This window comes from Mucilaginibacter sp. PAMB04168 (genome assembly GCF_039634365.2).
GTDB lineage: Bacteria > Bacteroidota > Bacteroidia > Sphingobacteriales > Sphingobacteriaceae > Mucilaginibacter.
In genome coordinates this window covers 3,592,602-3,610,171 of the sequence record NZ_CP155079.2, presented here as the reverse complement: position 1 = coordinate 3,610,171, position 17,570 = coordinate 3,592,602, and the positions used below count along the sequence as shown (strand labels likewise).

Below are 17,570 nucleotides of genomic sequence, written 5' to 3'. Positions count from 1 at the left end.
CGAACTGTGGCTAAAACTTACGATTGTAAATTACACTTCATTAGTGTTGGATATGTCCCTGTAAAGAATATTCATTCTGACAGCTTCCTCCTTTTTTCTGGCTATCCCATGCGTCCAGAATTTACGAAGCTTCAACCAAGTTCGCCAGACGAAATGGTAATCGATTCCTACCCCATATTTAGGTTTGGGCATGAGGACGAACGGCGATATTTCCAGTATTTCTGCAATTTCATAAATACGCGGCAAGGTCAGCTTGGTCTCATTTCGCTCAATCTTGGAATAAGATGCTTGCGAAATATCTAACATAAAGGCCATGTAAAACTGCGTGTAGTTTTTTTCCAGTCTTGCGGCCCTGATTCTGTCTCCAATGTTTTGCATACTACTTTATTTCGATTTATCCTAAAGGTAAAAGTACTAACTTACTATTTGAAGTAATAGTTAACCAGCGATGCGCGGCGGATCTTTAGATCAATTCCCAATGGTGGGAAGAAACTTAAATTGATAATATGAAGAATCTCTCGGATGAAAGAGCGAGACAACTTAAAGGCGGTACAACAGCGGCTAGTTGCGGCTATAACATCGTCTTTTCTGCTACCGTGGGCGGGTTATTTGGTGGTGCGGGCGCCGTGATCGGTGCGGTCGCTGCTGCCACAGGACCTTCCTGTCTGGCTATCTGGTAAGCTTAGGAACCGGGATTGACTCCCGGTTCTTTCTTTAATTACCAGTTAATATCCAGGTTGCTAAGATCCCGCCTAAGCCGCCGAAAAAATGAACTTCATGATTGATATTTGCCCGGTCAGATCTGAACTGGTAAATCATATAAGCGATAATACAGATCAGCCCTCCATAGATGTTTTTGATCCCTCCAACGACCGGCAGATAAAATGCGATGATGTCCGGTTGAACCATGACATATCCCAGCATGCATCCGATAATGCTTCCTGACGTGCCGGCATTTGAATAATCCGGTTCCCGCCAATGGCGGGTCGTGGTAAACAGGCTTGCGCTCAGGCAGCTGCTCAGATAGATAATCAGAAAACTTAGGCTGCCTTGGTTGGTGGTCAGCAGTAAATGATTTTCCAGCCTGGCACCGAAAGTAAACATCATGATTTGGTTAATCAGGAAATGAATCAGGTCATTATGCACCAGATCGCCTGTTATTAACCGATAGTATTCTTTCGACTCTATAACTCCGTTGGGGTGCAACACCAAATGGAAGAACAATTTCTGATCTTTTAAAGCACATAAACTTACCAGCGTGATGATGGCCATGAGCCCATAACATATGGGGGCTGACAGGAAGGTCTTCATAATAGTCGATATCATAGCAAAAAATTCATATAATCCAATAACCTGAAACTGTATTTTACAACTCTGAGTAATTGTGTTTGACCTGTTGCCAGCTGAAATTTACCTAAAATTTTTAGGCAATGAATTTCATTAAAAAGTCCAATTTAATTAGCCTGGGCGCAATTTTGGGGCTCACGCTGGCCATCATTAGTGCGTCCAACAGGACAATCCTTACAAATAATTTTTTCGCTGAAAACGGCCACCCGCTGGCGGTACTGCCGGGCCAGGATATTCTGCTGTTTGCGGGTCTTCAAAAATGGATATATATAGTGACCGGCTTCTACCTGTTGTTCAAATTATGCCTGATTGCATTGATTCTGTACACCGCACTCTACATTGCCGACCACCTGATCCCATATGGAGTGATCCTCCATATGGTGACGATTTGTGAAGCCATATTCTTGCTGGCGGCGGTTGTTAAAATCTGGTGGTTTCGTCATTACTATCCCCATGGAACGCTTTTGGATTGGCACCGGTTGTATCTGCTGTCCGCGCTCTCGCTTTTTCCCGCGGTACCAGCTGACTGGTACTATCCGTTGCAGACCTTGAATGTATTTGAGGTGTCCTACTGGTTCTTATTGGCTTTCGGGATCAGCCAACTTACCCATTTGGATTATCGGCGCTCACTGCGGCTCGTTTTGGCCAGTTACCTGCCTGCCTTATTGATCTGGATGGTCGTCGTTTGCTTCTGCGCAATCATGTATTTCCCTAGTCATGGATAAGCTTTTAAGTTGAACCTGCAAATATTTAAACATGTATAATATTCATTTGATCAAGCGGTCCTTTATCAGGCAATTAAGCGAGGAAAGCTGCGGACTTGCCTGTCTGGGCATGATTTTCAATTTCTCCGGACAATCTCAATTGTATACTCATCTCCATGATATTCGAGTGGAAGAGGGTGGCCTGTCCCTACTCGAAATGCAATCTATCGCATCTGCCAGTGGTTATTCAGCACAATCTGTCGAAATGGAACTCGACTTTCTGCGGAAACTCGACAGGCCGTGCATTCTGCATACGCAAACTGAACATGGGCTATATCACTACCAGGTTTGTTATGGAAGCAAGATGTCCGGCAATTCCTACCGGTACCTGATGGCCGACCCGGCAAAACAGGTTTATTACCTTACAGAAAATGAATTGGACCTAATTTGGGTTAGCAAAGCCGCTTTATATTTTGACCACCTGAAGATGGACCTGAGCGCCTTTCGCCGTTCACCCTGGCACTGGCTCTTCATGCTCCGAGCGTTTCCCGCCGGCTTTTGGATCATCGTGCCTCTGCTCACCCTGGCTACTGCATCTTTTGGTTTAGCGATGTCGTGGGTTTTGCAAAAAGGGATGAACAATAGCTACTTCTTCAAAACTAATGTCATTGTAGCTGTTGTCATCCTGCTTTTCCTGATCAGCGTATCTAAAAGCCTTTGTGCCTTCTTGCGGCAATACCTCATGATCAGATTAAATATGTCCGTCAATCAAAAACTGATGTCAGCTTATATGAGGCTGTTGTTTCAATGCCGGCCCGGCAATCATCCAAGAATTACACCTTATAGCCTAAGAAATAATTTCAGGGATATTCAAAAAATACAGCAGGCGGCTTGTGAAATAATTTCAACGGTTCTGTCGGAGGGGGCTTTGTTGATTTTCTTCCTATCTGCGGTTGCCTATCTTCTTCCCTGGGCCGCTTTGATCAATTTCATTTTTTTACTTGTCATCGGGTCTGTTACTTACCGCGGCCTGGCGCACAACAGCTATTCCTTCGCTCATCTGAATCACCTGTCTGCAGCTACGGAAAATCTGCTACTAAAGGATATTGATCAATTACATAAGAACGGTTTGAATAGCCCTTTAGGCCTGAACCTTAAGTTTCATCAGACCAATCACGATCTGAATATCAATCAGACCCGGCTATTGGCTGTAAAATCCGGCATCAAGGGACTGACGAATGAAATATTGGGAACGATAAATGTGATCCTGGTTTTCACCATCGCCTTATGGCATATGCAAGTAGAAAGCATAGACTATTCCACATTCATGCTGGTGGTCATCCTTAGCTATTTATGCAGCACGCTTCTGCCTAAAATATGCAACGCAGTGGCTGTTATTGCGGAAGGAGCAGATGCTGCTGTACAGTTCCAAACCGCTTTAACCTCAACGTTGAGCAATAAGTAATCATACATTCCCCGATACCTTAATAGAATCCGTGCTGCCCAGTTCAGGCATGGCTTCGGTCAGCCCATTTCTTTTCATTTTGATTTTAAAATTGCCGTAACATCAATCCATAAATACCATGAATACACCATTTGAAAAGTTGTTGAATGAGCTAAGAGAGAACCTTTCCGAAAATGCCTCTATTGAATCCCCGCTGGGCAGGTTTAATGGCGCCGTCAAAATAACAGATAAAGCTTTATCTGATTTAAAAAACTTTCTCGACCATGATCAGGTCGGCGAGCAAGATGAAATCTCTATTTTCAAGGAAGTCAAACCGCAGATTGAAGCCTGCCGGATCGAAGAAGGCTTGCGATTCAGTATCTTAAATTACAAGCCTACGGGAACCGCTAAGGCGCAGGTGAAATACCTGGACGAAGAATTGGTTTCTATCCAAAGTGTGTTCAGGCGAAATGCTTTCTACTACCAGTACTATAAGAACGGGTTCGATGAACTGGATCACCTTTTTTTTGTGAGAGGATCAGGGAGTCTTGCTTTGCCCATACCTGAAATACCCGATGTCGAGAGTGATTTTTCTACTCCCGTATCCTGCTTATATTCTAAGTTCATAGGCTTAGAACGGATTCAATTATTTATTCTGAGAGAAATTGAGAGGTTAAAGCCTGAGCACGGAAACACCCTCCACATCTTAAGTGATGAGACAGAAAAACTGCGTTGGACCGGTGACGTGATCAATATCATTGAGGTTGCCTATGGTATCTGGCTTACCGGGCAATTGAATCATGGAAATGCTACTTTAAGTCAGATCGTCCGCTGGCTGGAAAGCCAGCTGGACGTTAATTTAGGTAATGTTCAAAAGAGGTTCACGGAAATGGAAAGGAGAAAGAGAATAAGCACAACAAAATACCTCGATCAAATGAGCGATGCTTTAAGGAAGAAACTCGAACAAGACACCCATTGAAGTCCTATCCAAGTAGTCAAAGAAGTTTTTTTATCACATCCATAACAGGCGGTTCTACCGCCTTTTTTTTTACCCGCTGGCTATGGCGTTAAGCATAGCGGCAATTTTGACCTTTCGGTACTACCGACGTAATACCGAGAAGCATCTTTTTATGACCTCAAACCCCGCTTTTTAGTCATTCTAGGGAACGGGACATCCGGGCGTAAAAGCCACTATGAGAATGCTCATAAGGTTTTTTAATCGACTCAACCCCCCTTGGGATTACAGGCCAAGCGCTATTCGTCTGATTACTGTGGTTTAAAGTTCAAGTTTCTCTTTTTTGAAATATTTTTTCATCGGTACTACCTATGAACTACCGACAAACCTTTTTCCAATTACCCCAACTTTGATCTCAATGAGCATCAAGGAATAGCTGCTTTGCTGAGTCTTGGAACATCACATGGCCCTAAAGCGGTTAGAGGTGTTTCCGGGCTTGTTGGGGACGGCTATTCAAAGACCAATGCTTACCGGTTTGATGGCGGCGGAGCTGCAGATTGCTGGATTAGCAACGGGCTCATTAATGTTTATCAGAGGAAAATGACCGGACGAAGTTGCAAGCAGTCGCTGCAACCAGTAACGGTAGACTGACCTGCCCCTGGCAGATCGGTAAGGCTGAATAGCCTGAGTTCTTTGACGTAGGGGGACGAAGCATTATCCTGTTAGCACCAGGAAATTTTGCGAAGGGGAGACGATGATCGAACCGAGAACGCATTGGCAGGCGAGAGCCCGGCATGTAGATGCCGACGTGATTAGTCCCGAATTATAAACCGGCAGAAGCGAATTGATCGGGATCGTTACCCGCTGCCGGTACTGACAATGCCAAATTTTCGACCCGGACGAATTTTAGCGCTGAGTTTCTAGATGGAATTCCTCAACTACGCTGGATCAGTGCTGAAAATAGACCCTGACTTCAATGAGCCCGCTTGGCGGAAAAAAAGCGTTGAACACGAAACAGCACCAAGCATGATCTCACTCCGGAAAGGCAACGGAGTATGAGCGATATGACGCCATACGCCTCAATAGCGGGTCAGGTGCTGGTCAGGATATCGCGCTTCTTATTGTCCTGGCAGCAGAATCGGGTCTCTGGAAAACTGCAATACAGCCTGCAATCAACGAGTATTAATTTAAATATACGAATATGTCCAATCTATTAAATGCACAGGAGCTCAAGCAGCAAGCTTCTTTAGTAACCCTGCTTCGTCATCTGGGATACGAACCCATCCCTCACCGTGGTAAGGAAAATATGTATAACAGCATGCTCAGGGAAGGTGATCGTGTACCTTCCTTCTGTGTTAATGACGACCTCGGTGTCTGGTTTGATCATGGTACCGGTAAAGGTGGTAACATCATTGACTTTGGCTTGGCCTATTGGAAAGACCTAGGGTTCAAGGAGGTCGTACACAAAATTCAACAAGTACTTTCCATCAAGCCTGTTGAACCGCATTCCGCTGCCCTTACCGGGAGCCGTCCCCGAAGTGCAGTTCAAATCCCTAATTATGTGGTTGAACAGATTAAGCCGATCGGTACCCATCCGGCTATAACCGGTTACTTAAAAAGCCGTGGCGTCTGGGATGTGGGTAAAAAGTGTCTATCCGAAGTTTACTATTACGTAGAAGACTCGAAAGGCATACGAAAACATTTTTTTGCTGCCGGGTGGCAAAATGAGATGTCCGGCTGGGAGGTCCGCAACAAATACTTTAAAGGTTGCCTGGGCAGCAAGGCTATTACCTTTATTTCCGGTCACGAAAAAAAAGCAGTAGTCTTTGAAGGCTTTATCAATTACCTCAGCTGGAAATTGGAGCATCCCCTGGCGGACCATAGTGTCATTGTACTCAATTCGCTTTCCAGACTGAATGCAGGCATTGGAAAGGCTAAAGCATTTTCAACGCTGGATATCTATTTTGATCGGGATAACCCTGGGCTGCTGGCGTCCCGGGAATTTATCAAATCATTGCCTTACGCTACCGACCGGTCGGGCACTTACAGCGGTTTTAATGATTATAATGATAAAATAACGGACGCACTCAACCTGGTTGTCGTTGAACAAAGGCAGGCCACAGATTGTTATTCAAAATCACAGGTGCAGATTCACCGGTAGGCGTTGCGGCTTTTTGGGTTTAGGTTTTCCTTGGATATCCTATCGCCTTCGAGCCTGCGAACCTTCAAGTCAGTGCAGTCTAACAGTTAAATTGAATACTAAAACCACCTTGTTTTTGGAAAGGCAAGATGTCTTTTTGTCGGACAAAAATTCGCTTCCCGAATTTTATCCTGCCCAAAAGAATCTTGCCCCTCCGGGGAGGATATAAAAAATTCGCAACTCATTTTTCTAATGGCTGATCAAAGAAAGTTAGCTGAAAGGCCCAAACTGGAGCGCGAGAAGCGCACCAGGAAAATTGATGCCAGATTTACCCAAACCGAATACGACCTGGTTTTGACTATGGAACGAACGCTGGGTGTTTCCAAAACCGAATTAGTCAGGGTGCGGTTGCTCAACGGTTCTGAGCGGATGCTCCTTAATACCAGGGAGCTCATCAGCCAGATGGATGCGTTGGGGGCGGAGATGGCCCGGGTCGGCAATAATATCAACCAGTTGGCCAGGCATGCCAATATCATGAAATTGCAAGGGCAGGTCCCCTATTATGTAGCAGAAAAATTTAACCAGCTTTTTGAGCAGTATCTGGACCTCCAGCAGCGCCTGGAGATTGTTTTTCGAAAGGTAATCCGGCTCGCGGGCCGATGATTTCGTTACTTTCTGATAACCGACAATAGATGGATCATCAGCTATTCAGTTACTCAGGCAGGTGGTTAGCTGGTTCTATTGTTACCCGGATATATTCTTATATGGTCATTGATTTATGGCGTTTCCAGGATATAGGGTGAGCAGGTTACACTGTTCACGGTGGATGGCGTTATACGGCTATTTTGATGGATGGATAACGCGTTCACCATGTTTCTCATTATGAAGCTACTCCGACACACAGCTATGTAATGGTGCTGCTATTTGGATATACGGGTAGGAGAATACCTGTTTATACGGATTTAAAGAACCAATGATTCCTTGATACAGCGCTAAACAGCTCAACAGCTCTTTAGCGCTAAGGATAGGCTGATAGAAGTTTACCTGAATCAGGTAATAGCGGGCAATCAGATGAGCCGGTAGCGCGTTGACAGATCAGCAGATAGGTGGCTCTCGTGATAGATAGCTATCCGCGCGGTTTTTAATCACTATACCTTCGCCACCATAAAGTTTACAACCTGGATTGATAGGGTTCGCCTGAACGGATGATGCCTGAATAATTTTATGATCGTTAAAATCCTTAAGAACGTTTCCGGTTTTCCGGCCGTACGTTATAACACGGATAAAGTGGACCGCAATACAGGAGAACTTATGAAGATTTCCGGGTTTGGTCCTTTGCAGGCCTTTCAAAACCTGCGCCCGCAGGATTTTATTAATTACCTGCAAATGGTATCGTCCGTCAATACGCGGATCGAAAAGGCGCAATTTCATGCAGTCCTGTCGGCTAAAGGAAAGGAGTACGATAAGGGTCAGCTCACAGCGATCGCAACACTTTGGATGGAGGAAATGGGTTACGGTCAACAACCCTACCTGGCTATATTTCATAAAGACACGAGTAACAACCATCTGCACTTAGTGACGACCCGGATTGGAAAGGACGGCAGAAAGATCAACAGTGCTTATGAATATCTAAGGGCATCGGCCAGCTTGAATAAGGTCCTCGGGTACGATTTTGCCCTGCAATACGCTTTTAGCACCAGAGCGCAATTTTACCTGATCCTGGAAAGTAAAGGTTATATGGGCAGTGATTTTGATGAGCAGAAACTGGAAAAGCATATAGCTGCATATCGGCCTGACAAATTCAGGATAGGAGAGCTTAAAGCCTTGTTATGGGCACATAAGGATGCCGCAGGTTATCGGCAACTGCTTGAAAGTCATTACCAGGTGGAATTGGTATTTCATGCGGCGGAAGGGAAAGCCCCTTATGGTTATACCATCCTGGACCACGCCACCAAGCAGGTCTTTAAGGGGAGTGAGGTATTGTCGCTAAAGTACCTTTCTGCGCAAATACCGGAGCAAACGAGTGCGTGGGAACTTCCGCTAAGTAATATGGAGTCATCTGGTCATGAGACCGCCGCTTATATCGGTCCGATTTGGATGGCGGATGATATTGATGATGAGGCTATCCTGGGCCGGAACCGCCACCGTAAAAAACAGGCCAGAACAAACACCCGCTAAGGGATAATTAAATATTTTATGATTACCATCATTGGAAACCAGAAAGGCGGAGTCGGGAAGAGTACGCTGGCCGTACTGGCGGCAAATTACATTACGATCGCGCGGAAATCGAAAGCGTCCATTATTGATATGGATTACCAGCAGTCCATTTCCCAAAAATTTGACAAAGCAAAAATTTTGGAAAATGAGGAACCCTACGAAGTCGTTCCTGCGACGCTGGAAAGTTTCCCTATTGTATACCATGTTTTAAATCAAAATGCAGATCATGTTCTATTGATCGACTTGCCCGGTAAGCTGGATGACGACGGCCTATTACCCGTATTCGAATCGGCAGACCTGGTGATCTGTCCATTTGCTTATGATGAATTCACTTACCAGTCCACGGTACTCTTTACCGTAGTACTCAAAAAAGTGAACCCCAGGGTAGAAGTCGTCTTTGTGCCTAACCGGATCAAGGCCAATGCCAAATTTGAGATCATGACCGAGGTCAATGTCCAGCTGCAAAAGTTGGGCAAGATAACCGCTCCCATTCCTGACCGGGTGGACTTTCAGAGGATCACCACCTTTCATACCCCTGTCTCTCTCATCCCGGTTATCTACCCTGTGTTTGAAGAAATATTTGCAGAACGCTTATGGAAAAAATGAAATCACTGGCTGATCAGATCCGCGAGGAATTGGGTAAACCGGTTGCAAGAGCGACAGAAGTGCCTCCTAAAGCCCGCGCGCCCGCTGTACGCAAGTTAAAGAATGAAGCAACTCCCAGATTGCCCGACATCATACAGGCCATTGCCACCTATGACAACGCCCTCCATAAAAACATGGTGCACGTCCGTTTCGATAAGAAGACAGTAGACACCCTGACCAAATTTAAAATGGCGACGGGGACGGATATCACCAAGTTCGTTGCCTTCGCTGTCCAACATGTACTGGATACCCATCCGGAAATTAAAAGCACCATTAAACACTATATTCAAAATACAGATTTATGAACTGGATCAATTTTGCCATCTGGCTTTTCGGTATTTATACCGCTTATTATTCCGCATTGCTTGCCTGGGATTTTAGAGCCGGTAAACGTTCATTGGGTGACGATGAAACAGGAGAATTAACCTTTGTAAAAGATGGAGAAACGGTGAAGAATGTACCAGATGAGCCGTCCGGAAATATAAGGGCGTCTCCGGTGGTTTCTTCCGGGGGTACGAGCCTGAAGCAAACGTTCAACCTTGCCAGGGAGGACGCCATCGACTATATCAGGGCAGTCAGTTTCTGACCATGAAAATGATGGTTACTCTTGGGCTGCTGCTATCCGGGTTTTATGTGATTGCACAACCCGGTATTGCTGAAATGCAGCAAGCACGACAGGAGTTGGTTTCTACCTATTTCTCTGCATTTGACTGTGCACTGGTCATCGCTACCTTGCTGGGACTATGCGGTGCAGTATCGGTCTATAAAAACTGGCAGGATGGTAAGCATCACGTCGACGTCGCCGTTGCAGCGTGGTTTTATGCCGCCCTTTTTGTACTGTTATCCGGCGTGTTTTTGAGGGCGTTGTTCGGAATTTAAACGCCATTTGGCTCTGTGGCCATGGTCGTCTCCCGGCGGCCACTAAAAGTTTCCGGTCTCTTTACTGCTCAATTTGCTGGCCAGATAGGTCAGCGTGATTTGCCCTGCCTTCTGGTAAATTACAGTAATTATCATGGGTATAACACCGAAGCGTTGTTCGTGATCTGAACGCTTTTTATCATACCACGCCGCTTTCCCGGCTGCGCTAAAAGATCTCCGCCTCGATTTTTTCTCCAATATTAATGTTTTCTAAAACCAAAAAGCTTTGGGCATCGGCTTTAATGCTTGCCCTTTCTTTTCCTGTACTTGCTCAAAGCGGTGTAGCTGGCCTGAATACGGCCACCTCTACTTTAAAGACCTATGTTGATCCGGTCACGAATATCACTTTGGTGATCGGGGGTATCGTCGGCATTGTCGGCGCCATCCGGGTGTACTCCAAATGGAACTCCGGAGATCAGGACATCAACAAGGAACTGATGGGATGGGGTGGTTCCTGCGTATTCCTTGTAGTTTCCGCGCTGGTTATCAAATCATTCTTCGGCCTTTAAAAATGCCCAGGAGATTTGCTGTTTACAAGGGGCTTCAAAAACCCCTTGTATTTAAAGGCTTCCAGGGAAAATTTATCTACTGGGGCCTTGCCTCCCTGTTAAGCGGCCTGGTCTCCGGCGCGTTGCTCATGTCGTTAGTCAGTATGTGGCTAGGCGCAGTTATGCTGATTAGTTGCATCCTGGGTGGCCTGCTTTTTACGGCACACAAGCAAAAAGGCGGATTGCATAGCAAACGTCGTGACACCCGAATTTTTATCCTCAACCATTATGGCCGTAAAAAACTTATTTAACATTCCTTATGCTGGGGTGGATAAAGGCGTGGATTTCGACCTGCTGATCGGCAATGCCGGTGAATTATCGGTGGTGATCGAAATGACCAACCCGGTGGTTCGGTATTCCGCCCATCCGGCAGGGTACGATGAATTTCATCACCTGCTGAGTAATGTGGTCAAGATCCTGGGTGATGGTTACCTGCTGCAAAAGCTGGATGTGATCAGCCGTTCCCCCTATGATCCGGGCCATGCAGATGAATTTCTGCAACAGCAGTATAATGCTCATTTTAAAGGAAGAGATTGCTTGCAGATCAGCACTTATCTGACCATTACCAGGCAGCTGAAAAAAGGTGCCTTCTATGTCTATGACGCGAGGCTTTTGCGCGAATTCCGGCAAATCGTCGCCAAGGTGCTGGAAATTTTGCCGACAGGCAAAGACCTCCGGGAACCACAATTGAATCAGCTGGTATTGAAAATGCTCAGTATGTCATTTGACAGTCCGGTGATTACTTTGAATAATTTGTCTCCCTCGGCTACGGAGATCGGCATGGGCGACAAGACGGTCCGCTGCATCAGTTTGGTGAACCCCGATAGTATTGACCTGCCCCCAAGTGTTTCCAGTTATAATGAACTAAATGAGAAGGAAAGTATCCGCGGCTTTCCGGTCGATTTTCTTTCCTTTTTGTTTAATGTGCCCGGTAGCGAAGTCATCGTATTTAATCAACTTATTGATATCCCTAATCAGATTGGTACCCTGCGTAAACTGGAACAAAAGAAAAAGCGGCATGCCGGTATACCGGACCCTGCCAATCAATTATGCGTGGAAGACATTGACCAGCTGCTGAATGATGTCGCCAGGGAAAGCCAGCGCTTAGTTAACTGTCACTTTACTGTGATGATTTGTGCCCAGCCGACTGCGCTCGCAAAAGCCGCCAACTTTGTGGAAAGTTCCCTTTTTCATCTGGGTGTTATTCCCAGTAAGAACGCCTACAATCAGCTGGAACTATTTCGTAGTGCATTACCGGGAAATGGGGTAGAACTCAAAGGTTATGACTGGTTTTTAACGACGGCTGACGCGGCCTTGTGCTTTTTCTTTAAAGAGTCGCTGCCTAAAGACGAACCCTCCGAATTTTTGATCCGCTTCACGGACAGGCAGGGTATCCCTGTTCGCATGGACCCGGCTGACCTGCCGATGCGGACGGGCCGGATCAATAACCGGAACAAGTTCGTGTTGGGGCCCAGTGGTTCAGGGAAAAGCTTTTTCATGAATGCCCTGATCGAGCAGTATATGCTCTACAATATGGACATGGTGATCGTTGATACCGGCCATTCCTATTCGGGCCTATGTTCCTATTACCAAGGCAAGTACATCACCTATACGGATCAGGCACCTATCACCATGAATCCATTTCGGATAGCCGAGGAAGAGTACAACATTGAAAAAAAAGATTTTCTCTGTACGCTGATCGGGGTGGCCTGGAAAGGGGCGGATGGTACCTTCAGTACGGTTGAACGGGATGTTATAGCGCAGGTGATCTCGGCTTATTACAGCCAGTTCTTTGCAGCCCGGGGTGAATTGAAATTTGATACTTTTTATGAGTTTGCCTTAGTCAAGATCCCGGAGATCAAGGAGCTGGAAAGGATTCCATTTGACTTTGATGAATTCCGCTATGTACTGAAGAAGTTTTACAAAGGTGGCGAGTTTGCACCGATCCTGAACAAGGACGCCGATCAGTCCCTATTTACAGAACGCTTTATTGTTTTTGAGATCGATTCGATTAAGGAGCACAAGATTCTATTTCCTATAGTCACGCTGATCATCATGGATGTGTTCCTGCAAAAGATGCGGTATCGGTCCGATCGGAGAAAGACCCTGGTGGTTGAAGAAGCCTGGAAGGCCATTGCCAGTCCCCTCATGGCCGGCTACTTATTATATCTCTATAAAACGGTGCGGAAGTTTTGGGGAGAAGCGATCGTGGTGACCCAGGAACTGGGCGATATTATCGGGAACGCGGTCGTCAAGGATAGTATTATCAACAACTCGGATACCATCTGCCTGCTGGATCAGACCAAGTTCAAAGACAACTACCAGGAGATAGCTGCCTTATTATCCATCAATGAAACCGAGCGGCGAAAAATCTTTACCATTAACCAACTGGACAACACCGAAAGACGTGGCCGCTTCAAGGAAGTTTACATCCGTCGTGGTGCTGTTGGGGAGGTTTATGGTGTGGAGGTGTCGCTGGCACAATACCTCAGCTATACGACCGAAAAGCCGGAAAAGACTGCAGTGGAGACCTACATCAAAAGGTTTGGGAACTATAGAAAGGGAGTTGATGCTTTTATCAGCGATTATCAGGAAAGCGGTATATCCTTGTCCGCTTTTATCACTTACATCAATCAGCATTACCTGGCATGAAAATCTTTTTAACCCTTCTGCTAAGTGCTAGCTTTTGTATGGCATCAGCCCAGACCCTCGTAGTGGATCCGGCTGTTTCAGCGGCCATAGCCGCTAACTCTTCCACGATCAATGGTCAGCTGAATACGACCAATAGTAGACTTGATCTGATCCAGCGTGGTCAAATGGCCGTGAGTGGTCAACTGGTCGTGGTCAACAATCTGCAAAGCCGGATCTATCAGGGATTGAGCCAGGTGGCTTCCATTATGAACAACCTCAACACGGTCAAAGAAATAGCGGACTGTGGAATTGATATTGTCAAAGATGTGGAGTCCGCGGTAAAGCTGGCCCGTTCCAATCCCGCCCTGTTACTATTTGCTGAGCAAGGTGCCCGTGACTTTCAGACCCGTGCGACACTGCTGGCTGCCGATGTTGGGGCCTTTGTGTTAAAAGGCGGCAACGATAACCTGATGGATTCAGGAGAGCGAGGTAAGCTGCTTAATCATATCGCTACCCAAATGCACATACTGCGGGGGATTGCCTATGGCATGAACCGCGCCATGTACTGGGCGAAAGTCAATGGGATCTTTCGCTCCTTAAACCCATGGGCCACCTGGCAGAACCAGGACGTCAGGATCGCGACTGAGGTGCTGAATAACGCTAAATATTTAAAGCCATGAAAAAATTAATGCAGTTTATTGCACTGTCCATCTTTTCGTTTGGTTGGTGCGGGTTGGGGTATGCGCAAAAAAGCAGGCTTAATATCCCTGGAATACACCAGTTGGTTGGTCAGTCCGAAGCTGAGTATGAGCTGCAGGTCAGTGCCAGAACCAGGCAGGCGGTGACCACCGCTAATGAGCAGGCCAACCTGACCTTATTGGAAAAAGTGAAAAAAAGTTACCGGCAGTTACAGGAGCGATATCATATGCTGGGTACCTTAATCAGCGCTGCCAACATCGGCATTTATGCAGCGCCGATGCTCAACCGCATTGTCAGCAATCAGGCCATGGTGCTGGAATTGACCCGGAGGAATCCTGCATTGATCGTTATTGGTTATGAATCACAATTGCAGTTTGCCCGACTGGCGCAAAGTCTCATTGCCTATGTAACGGGGCTATCGTTGTCCTTTGGAGAGGTCAACCAGATGAAAGCCTCGGACCGTAAAGTCTTGTTCGATTTTGTGATAGCCGAGCTTAGCCGTATTCAGGATCTTTCCGGTAACATGGCCCGTATGATGCAGTATTCCAATGCTGCCGCCCTGTTTAAGGCCGCCAATCCATTTCAAAATTTTATCGATGCCGATGTATCCATTGGCAAAGAGATCCTTCAAAATGCCAGATACCTGAAATGAAGTACCTGCTAATTGCTTTGCTGTTCTTTCGTATAAGTACAGTAAGCGCCCAACAGGTCGTTTTCGACGCAAAGCATTTTATGGCAGTCACGCAGAACGCCGCCGTGCGAAGCAGCGCCGAGACTACGCATGCTGATTATCTGAATAAGATTAACACCAGCATTGACAACCTGAACACCAATGTAGGTTCCGTTGTCCTGGCGCAGACCATGATCTATCAGGGGCTTTCTAACGTCAATTCAGCCTTAGAGAACGGGCTTGCGGTCCGCAATATGGCCGTCATCATTGCCGACATGACCGGTTATATCAACCAGGCTATGACCCTGGCCAGGGATGAACCGTACCTGTTAGTATTCGCAAACAGCATGGCGGCCGAGATGCGTACACGTTCGCTGGCACTGGTTGGTGATGTATCCGGTTTCGTTTTGAAGGAAGGGGATAACGTCCTGGCTGATTACAACGCACGCGACCAGCTCCTGCGCCGGATCACACAGCAATTGCAGCTCCTGGACAGCCTGGCCTACGGGGCATGGAAGGCCATGTACTGGGCTAAGCAACGCGGTATCATGGCTTCCGTGAACCCCTACGCCGGTTTTATCAATCAGGATCGGTCCTATGTGGACCAGATCATCCGAAACGCTAAATACTTAAAACCATGACGTTCCGCCTTTTATTAACCATCATTTTGGTGCCGTTATTTCGGCTTTGTCACGCCCAGCAGTCCGTCAAGGACGAGGCGATCACCTATCAGCAGCAGCGCATGGTCTTCGCGCAGTGGGATCAGAACAAATTTACACCTAAGGCAGGATTTCTGAGTTTGAACCCTTATTACTGGTTAACCTGGGGATTGTTCCACCCGAACTATCATCATACTGACCGGCGGCCGCTGAGTGCTACAGGCCCTCAAACCCAGCGCCTGGCGCTGGTAGGCACGATGAATAGCATCGATCATAAATACAAATTGCAATCCGACACCATCAGAAATACGGCTTTATCGGAGATCGCCAATCAGTCCGGTCTGCTCACCGCGGCGGATCCGCTTTGGCGCTTATATTACAATGACCAGTTAAGTCCTGTTTTAAACTATTCAGTCACGGCAATACTGAATGGATTGTCGCCGGCAGTAAGCACTAAATTAGTGACCGAAGGGCTGGTCGGCTGGTATGCCAACGAACTGAAAATGCTGCGGGAAAGGGTAGAGGCTGCACATACGACCGATATGGACCGGGGTGCCAGGATCATGGCGTACCATCGTTTGCTGCTGGAGTACCGGACATTGGCCGGGGTATGGGCGATTCGTACATCCTCCGCACAAGCTACGCTTAACATGACCAGGCAACAGGAGCGGTTGAAGTCCGGTAATGTTGCGGTCAGTGCCTGGACACCACAGTCTGATGTGCAGATCGCTCGGAAAGTTTTAAGCCACGTCCAATGAGAAAAGTCATCATCTTGCTGTTGCTGCTTTTAGGCGGCTTAAGCGGCGCGTTTGCGCAAAGCAGTGGTGGTGTGCCAGCTGTGGATACCAAAACGCATGAATTCCTTCAGGGAGACGGCGTTTATGAAAGTGGTGTCATGGTGTTTCTGAAAGGCTTGAAGGAGTCGGTCTGGTCGCACTTTGACCTGTTCATCACGGATGCCAAGGCGCTTGCCGCCATCTTTATGATCATCTTTTTTGCCATTAAATCCTATGAGATGATGGTTGGTGACAAGCAGTTGGAGGTCATGCCTTTGTTACGGCCTTTTGGCCTCGCCATGATCATTCTCTGGTGGGGGCCCTTTGTGAAAATGATCGCCTTTCCTACCGACCTGGTCGCCAATCAGACCGAGCAGATGTTTATGAGTGAGCAAACACTCGTTAACAATCTTCGGTTGAACAGGGCAGACCTGATGGTTAAAGTCGCCAATTCGCTTTATACCTTTCAGGCGCAGACGGAAGTGGCCGAAAAGGAAAGTGATACCTGGTACGGACAGGCCTGGGATTCGGTGACCAGTACGGTCAAGGAGGGGATCAGCACCGTCGTCATACCGCTGTTGGAATTGAAAGCCAGACTCACGGTGGGCCTGCAAATGTTGTTTACCCAGCTACTGGAACTCCTGGGGATTTGGATACTACGCCTTGCGGTCTATGTCGTTTTTATGATCCAGATCATTTACTCGACCATCCTCATCATCCTTGGTCCATTCGCTGTCGCGGTCAGCATCCTGCCAGCTTTTCGGGACAGTTTCAGCACCTGGGTCGCCCGTTTTGTTTCTGTTAACCTGTATTCCGGGATCGCCTATCTGATCATGTACCTTTGCGGATTGATGCAGGAATATGCCATGACCTCGGAGATCAGCAAATACAAGGAGCTGGTCGGCGAGGTTGGGCTTAGTGCTAATATTGAAAAGATGGCGGTGTTTGCCGGGAACGGTCTGCTCTCTTTTGGAACCGTCATCATCGTTTTTCTGATAGGTGCCATTTGTATGTTCACCGTACCCAGTATCTCCACCTGGATCATTTCTACTTCAGGAATCAGTTCTGCCAGCTCCACTTTTGGCAGAAGTGCCGGAACCGTTTTTGGCTCTGTCAAAAAAGTGGCTGGTAAGGTGTTGTAGTATCCTGAAACCCTTTCAAAGCAGCTACTGTTGAAGTGTTCAACTGTTTAATTTCTGAATCAAAAAGCCGCATGC

The 17,570-nt window shown here is 46.9% G+C and carries 22 protein-coding genes; 19 read left to right on the top strand and 3 right to left on the bottom strand.

What is annotated here, in order from left to right; all coding sequences use genetic code 11:
* Positions 1–30: 30 nt before the first annotated feature.
* A complete protein-coding gene (locus tag ABDD94_RS15220; protein ID WP_345952979.1) occupies positions 31–378 on the bottom strand; it encodes a helix-turn-helix transcriptional regulator in 348 nt (115 codons plus the stop codon).
* Between the two features lie 128 nt (positions 379–506).
* On the opposite strand from ABDD94_RS15220, the gene ABDD94_RS15215 reads away from it, so the two are divergent.
* Positions 507–680, top strand: coding sequence for a hypothetical protein (locus ABDD94_RS15215; protein WP_345952978.1), 174 nt, complete (start codon positions 507–509; stop codon positions 678–680).
* A 34-nt stretch (positions 681–714) separates the two neighbouring features.
* Here ABDD94_RS15215 and ABDD94_RS15210 read toward each other — a convergent pair whose 3' ends face one another.
* On the bottom strand, positions 715–1,311 hold the full coding sequence (locus tag ABDD94_RS15210) for a rhomboid family intramembrane serine protease (RefSeq protein WP_345952977.1): 597 nt from the start codon (positions 1,309–1,311) through the stop codon (positions 715–717).
* A 119-nt stretch (positions 1,312–1,430) separates the two neighbouring features.
* On the opposite strand from ABDD94_RS15210, the gene ABDD94_RS15205 reads away from it, so the two are divergent.
* From ABDD94_RS15205 to ABDD94_RS15160, 10 genes are all read left to right on the top strand, one after another.
* Positions 1,431–2,072 carry a hypothetical protein gene (locus tag ABDD94_RS15205; RefSeq protein ID WP_345952976.1) on the top strand — a complete coding sequence of 214 codons (642 nt, stop codon included), beginning with the start codon at positions 1,431–1,433 and terminating at the stop codon, positions 2,070–2,072.
* A gap of 31 nt (positions 2,073–2,103) precedes the next feature.
* On the top strand, positions 2,104–3,516 hold the full coding sequence (locus ABDD94_RS15200; protein ID WP_345952975.1) for a cysteine peptidase family C39 domain-containing protein: 1,413 nt from the start codon (positions 2,104–2,106) through the stop codon (positions 3,514–3,516).
* 118 nt (positions 3,517–3,634) lie between these two features.
* Complete coding sequence (locus ABDD94_RS15195; protein ID WP_345952974.1) at positions 3,635–4,474, top strand: RteC domain-containing protein; 840 nt, start codon at positions 3,635–3,637, stop codon at positions 4,472–4,474.
* A gap of 1,177 nt (positions 4,475–5,651) precedes the next feature.
* Positions 5,652–6,611, top strand: coding sequence for a hypothetical protein (locus tag ABDD94_RS15190; RefSeq protein ID WP_345952973.1), 960 nt, complete (start codon positions 5,652–5,654; stop codon positions 6,609–6,611).
* Positions 6,612–6,842: 231 nt separating this feature from the next.
* The gene (gene mobC / locus ABDD94_RS15185; protein ID WP_345952972.1) at positions 6,843–7,253 is read left to right on the top strand and encodes a plasmid mobilization relaxosome protein MobC; all 411 of its coding nucleotides are present in this window, start codon (positions 6,843–6,845) and stop codon (positions 7,251–7,253) included.
* A gap of 561 nt (positions 7,254–7,814) precedes the next feature.
* A complete protein-coding gene (locus ABDD94_RS15180) occupies positions 7,815–8,768 on the top strand; it encodes a relaxase/mobilization nuclease domain-containing protein (protein ID WP_345952971.1) in 954 nt (317 codons plus the stop codon).
* Between the two features lie 18 nt (positions 8,769–8,786).
* Entirely contained in the window at positions 8,787–9,413 is a 627-nt protein-coding gene (locus ABDD94_RS15175) for a ParA family protein (RefSeq protein WP_345952970.1), read from the top strand.
* Positions 9,401–9,757: a hypothetical protein gene (locus ABDD94_RS15170; protein ID WP_345952969.1), complete on the top strand. Its 357-nt coding sequence runs from the start codon at positions 9,401–9,403 to the stop codon at positions 9,755–9,757. Before ABDD94_RS15175 ends, ABDD94_RS15170 begins: the two co-directional genes overlap by 13 nt.
* On the top strand, positions 9,754–10,038 hold the full coding sequence (locus ABDD94_RS15165; protein WP_345952968.1) for a hypothetical protein: 285 nt from the start codon (positions 9,754–9,756) through the stop codon (positions 10,036–10,038). The genes ABDD94_RS15170 and ABDD94_RS15165 overlap by 4 nt, the downstream gene beginning before the upstream one ends.
* Positions 10,039–10,040: 2 nt before the next feature.
* The gene (locus ABDD94_RS15160; protein ID WP_345952967.1) at positions 10,041–10,331 is read left to right on the top strand and encodes a DUF4134 family protein; all 291 of its coding nucleotides are present in this window, start codon (positions 10,041–10,043) and stop codon (positions 10,329–10,331) included.
* 42 nt (positions 10,332–10,373) lie between these two features.
* On the opposite strand, the gene ABDD94_RS15155 is transcribed toward ABDD94_RS15160, so the two are convergent.
* Complete coding sequence (locus tag ABDD94_RS15155; RefSeq protein ID WP_345952966.1) at positions 10,374–10,568, bottom strand: hypothetical protein; 195 nt, start codon at positions 10,566–10,568, stop codon at positions 10,374–10,376.
* Positions 10,569–10,573: 5 nt separating this feature from the next.
* On the opposite strand from ABDD94_RS15155, the gene ABDD94_RS15150 reads away from it, so the two are divergent.
* Genes ABDD94_RS15150 through ABDD94_RS15115 form a run of 8 tightly spaced genes read left to right on the top strand, consistent with a single transcriptional unit; the run spans position 10,574 to position 17,495 of the window.
* Positions 10,574–10,879 (top strand): DUF4134 domain-containing protein, encoded by a 306-nt coding sequence (locus ABDD94_RS15150; protein ID WP_345952965.1) that lies wholly within the window; start codon positions 10,574–10,576, stop codon positions 10,877–10,879.
* 2 nt (positions 10,880–10,881) lie between these two features.
* Positions 10,882–11,169, top strand: coding sequence for a plasmid transfer protein (locus ABDD94_RS15145; RefSeq protein WP_345952964.1), 288 nt, complete (start codon positions 10,882–10,884; stop codon positions 11,167–11,169).
* Positions 11,147–13,570 (top strand): TraG family conjugative transposon ATPase, encoded by a 2,424-nt coding sequence (locus ABDD94_RS15140; RefSeq protein ID WP_345952963.1) that lies wholly within the window; start codon positions 11,147–11,149, stop codon positions 13,568–13,570. The genes ABDD94_RS15145 and ABDD94_RS15140 overlap by 23 nt, the downstream gene beginning before the upstream one ends.
* The gene (locus ABDD94_RS15135; RefSeq protein ID WP_345952962.1) at positions 13,567–14,229 is read left to right on the top strand and encodes a hypothetical protein; all 663 of its coding nucleotides are present in this window, start codon (positions 13,567–13,569) and stop codon (positions 14,227–14,229) included. Before ABDD94_RS15140 ends, ABDD94_RS15135 begins: the two co-directional genes overlap by 4 nt.
* A complete protein-coding gene (locus tag ABDD94_RS15130) occupies positions 14,226–14,900 on the top strand; it encodes a hypothetical protein (protein WP_345952961.1) in 675 nt (224 codons plus the stop codon). Before ABDD94_RS15135 ends, ABDD94_RS15130 begins: the two co-directional genes overlap by 4 nt.
* Complete coding sequence (locus ABDD94_RS15125; RefSeq protein ID WP_345952960.1) at positions 14,897–15,559, top strand: hypothetical protein; 663 nt, start codon at positions 14,897–14,899, stop codon at positions 15,557–15,559. The genes ABDD94_RS15130 and ABDD94_RS15125 overlap by 4 nt, the downstream gene beginning before the upstream one ends.
* Positions 15,556–16,335 carry a hypothetical protein gene (locus ABDD94_RS15120; protein ID WP_345952959.1) on the top strand — a complete coding sequence of 260 codons (780 nt, stop codon included), beginning with the start codon at positions 15,556–15,558 and terminating at the stop codon, positions 16,333–16,335. The genes ABDD94_RS15125 and ABDD94_RS15120 overlap by 4 nt, the downstream gene beginning before the upstream one ends.
* Positions 16,332–17,495, top strand: a complete 1,164-nt coding sequence (locus ABDD94_RS15115) for a plasmid transfer protein (RefSeq protein ID WP_345952958.1) — start codon at positions 16,332–16,334, stop codon at positions 17,493–17,495. Before ABDD94_RS15120 ends, ABDD94_RS15115 begins: the two co-directional genes overlap by 4 nt.
* Positions 17,496–17,570 lie beyond the last annotated feature (75 nt).

Excerpts from the sequence above, each read along its gene's own strand:
- ABDD94_RS15220 (WP_345952979.1), bottom strand. The coding sequence starts at position 378 with ATGCAAAACATTGGAGACAGAATCAGGGCCGCAAGACTGGAAAAAAAC.
- ABDD94_RS15215 (WP_345952978.1), top strand. The coding sequence starts at position 507 with ATGAAGAATCTCTCGGATGAAAGAGCGAGACAACTTAAAGGCGGTACA.
- ABDD94_RS15210 (WP_345952977.1), bottom strand. The coding sequence starts at position 1,311 with ATGAAGACCTTCCTGTCAGCCCCCATATGTTATGGGCTCATGGCCATC.
- ABDD94_RS15205 (WP_345952976.1), top strand. The coding sequence starts at position 1,431 with ATGAATTTCATTAAAAAGTCCAATTTAATTAGCCTGGGCGCAATTTTG.
- ABDD94_RS15200 (WP_345952975.1), top strand. The coding sequence starts at position 2,104 with ATGTATAATATTCATTTGATCAAGCGGTCCTTTATCAGGCAATTAAGC.
- ABDD94_RS15195 (WP_345952974.1), top strand. The coding sequence starts at position 3,635 with ATGAATACACCATTTGAAAAGTTGTTGAATGAGCTAAGAGAGAACCTT.
- ABDD94_RS15190 (WP_345952973.1), top strand. The coding sequence starts at position 5,652 with ATGTCCAATCTATTAAATGCACAGGAGCTCAAGCAGCAAGCTTCTTTA.
- mobC (WP_345952972.1), top strand. The coding sequence starts at position 6,843 with ATGGCTGATCAAAGAAAGTTAGCTGAAAGGCCCAAACTGGAGCGCGAG.
- ABDD94_RS15180 (WP_345952971.1), top strand. The coding sequence starts at position 7,815 with ATGATCGTTAAAATCCTTAAGAACGTTTCCGGTTTTCCGGCCGTACGT.
- ABDD94_RS15175 (WP_345952970.1), top strand. The coding sequence starts at position 8,787 with ATGATTACCATCATTGGAAACCAGAAAGGCGGAGTCGGGAAGAGTACG.
- ABDD94_RS15170 (WP_345952969.1), top strand. The coding sequence starts at position 9,401 with ATGGAAAAAATGAAATCACTGGCTGATCAGATCCGCGAGGAATTGGGT.
- ABDD94_RS15165 (WP_345952968.1), top strand. The coding sequence starts at position 9,754 with ATGAACTGGATCAATTTTGCCATCTGGCTTTTCGGTATTTATACCGCT.
- ABDD94_RS15160 (WP_345952967.1), top strand. The coding sequence starts at position 10,041 with ATGAAAATGATGGTTACTCTTGGGCTGCTGCTATCCGGGTTTTATGTG.
- ABDD94_RS15150 (WP_345952965.1), top strand. The coding sequence starts at position 10,574 with ATGTTTTCTAAAACCAAAAAGCTTTGGGCATCGGCTTTAATGCTTGCC.
- ABDD94_RS15145 (WP_345952964.1), top strand. The coding sequence starts at position 10,882 with ATGCCCAGGAGATTTGCTGTTTACAAGGGGCTTCAAAAACCCCTTGTA.
- ABDD94_RS15140 (WP_345952963.1), top strand. The coding sequence starts at position 11,147 with ATGGCCGTAAAAAACTTATTTAACATTCCTTATGCTGGGGTGGATAAA.
- ABDD94_RS15135 (WP_345952962.1), top strand. The coding sequence starts at position 13,567 with ATGAAAATCTTTTTAACCCTTCTGCTAAGTGCTAGCTTTTGTATGGCA.
- ABDD94_RS15130 (WP_345952961.1), top strand. The coding sequence starts at position 14,226 with ATGAAAAAATTAATGCAGTTTATTGCACTGTCCATCTTTTCGTTTGGT.
- ABDD94_RS15125 (WP_345952960.1), top strand. The coding sequence starts at position 14,897 with ATGAAGTACCTGCTAATTGCTTTGCTGTTCTTTCGTATAAGTACAGTA.
- ABDD94_RS15120 (WP_345952959.1), top strand. The coding sequence starts at position 15,556 with ATGACGTTCCGCCTTTTATTAACCATCATTTTGGTGCCGTTATTTCGG.
- ABDD94_RS15115 (WP_345952958.1), top strand. The coding sequence starts at position 16,332 with ATGAGAAAAGTCATCATCTTGCTGTTGCTGCTTTTAGGCGGCTTAAGC.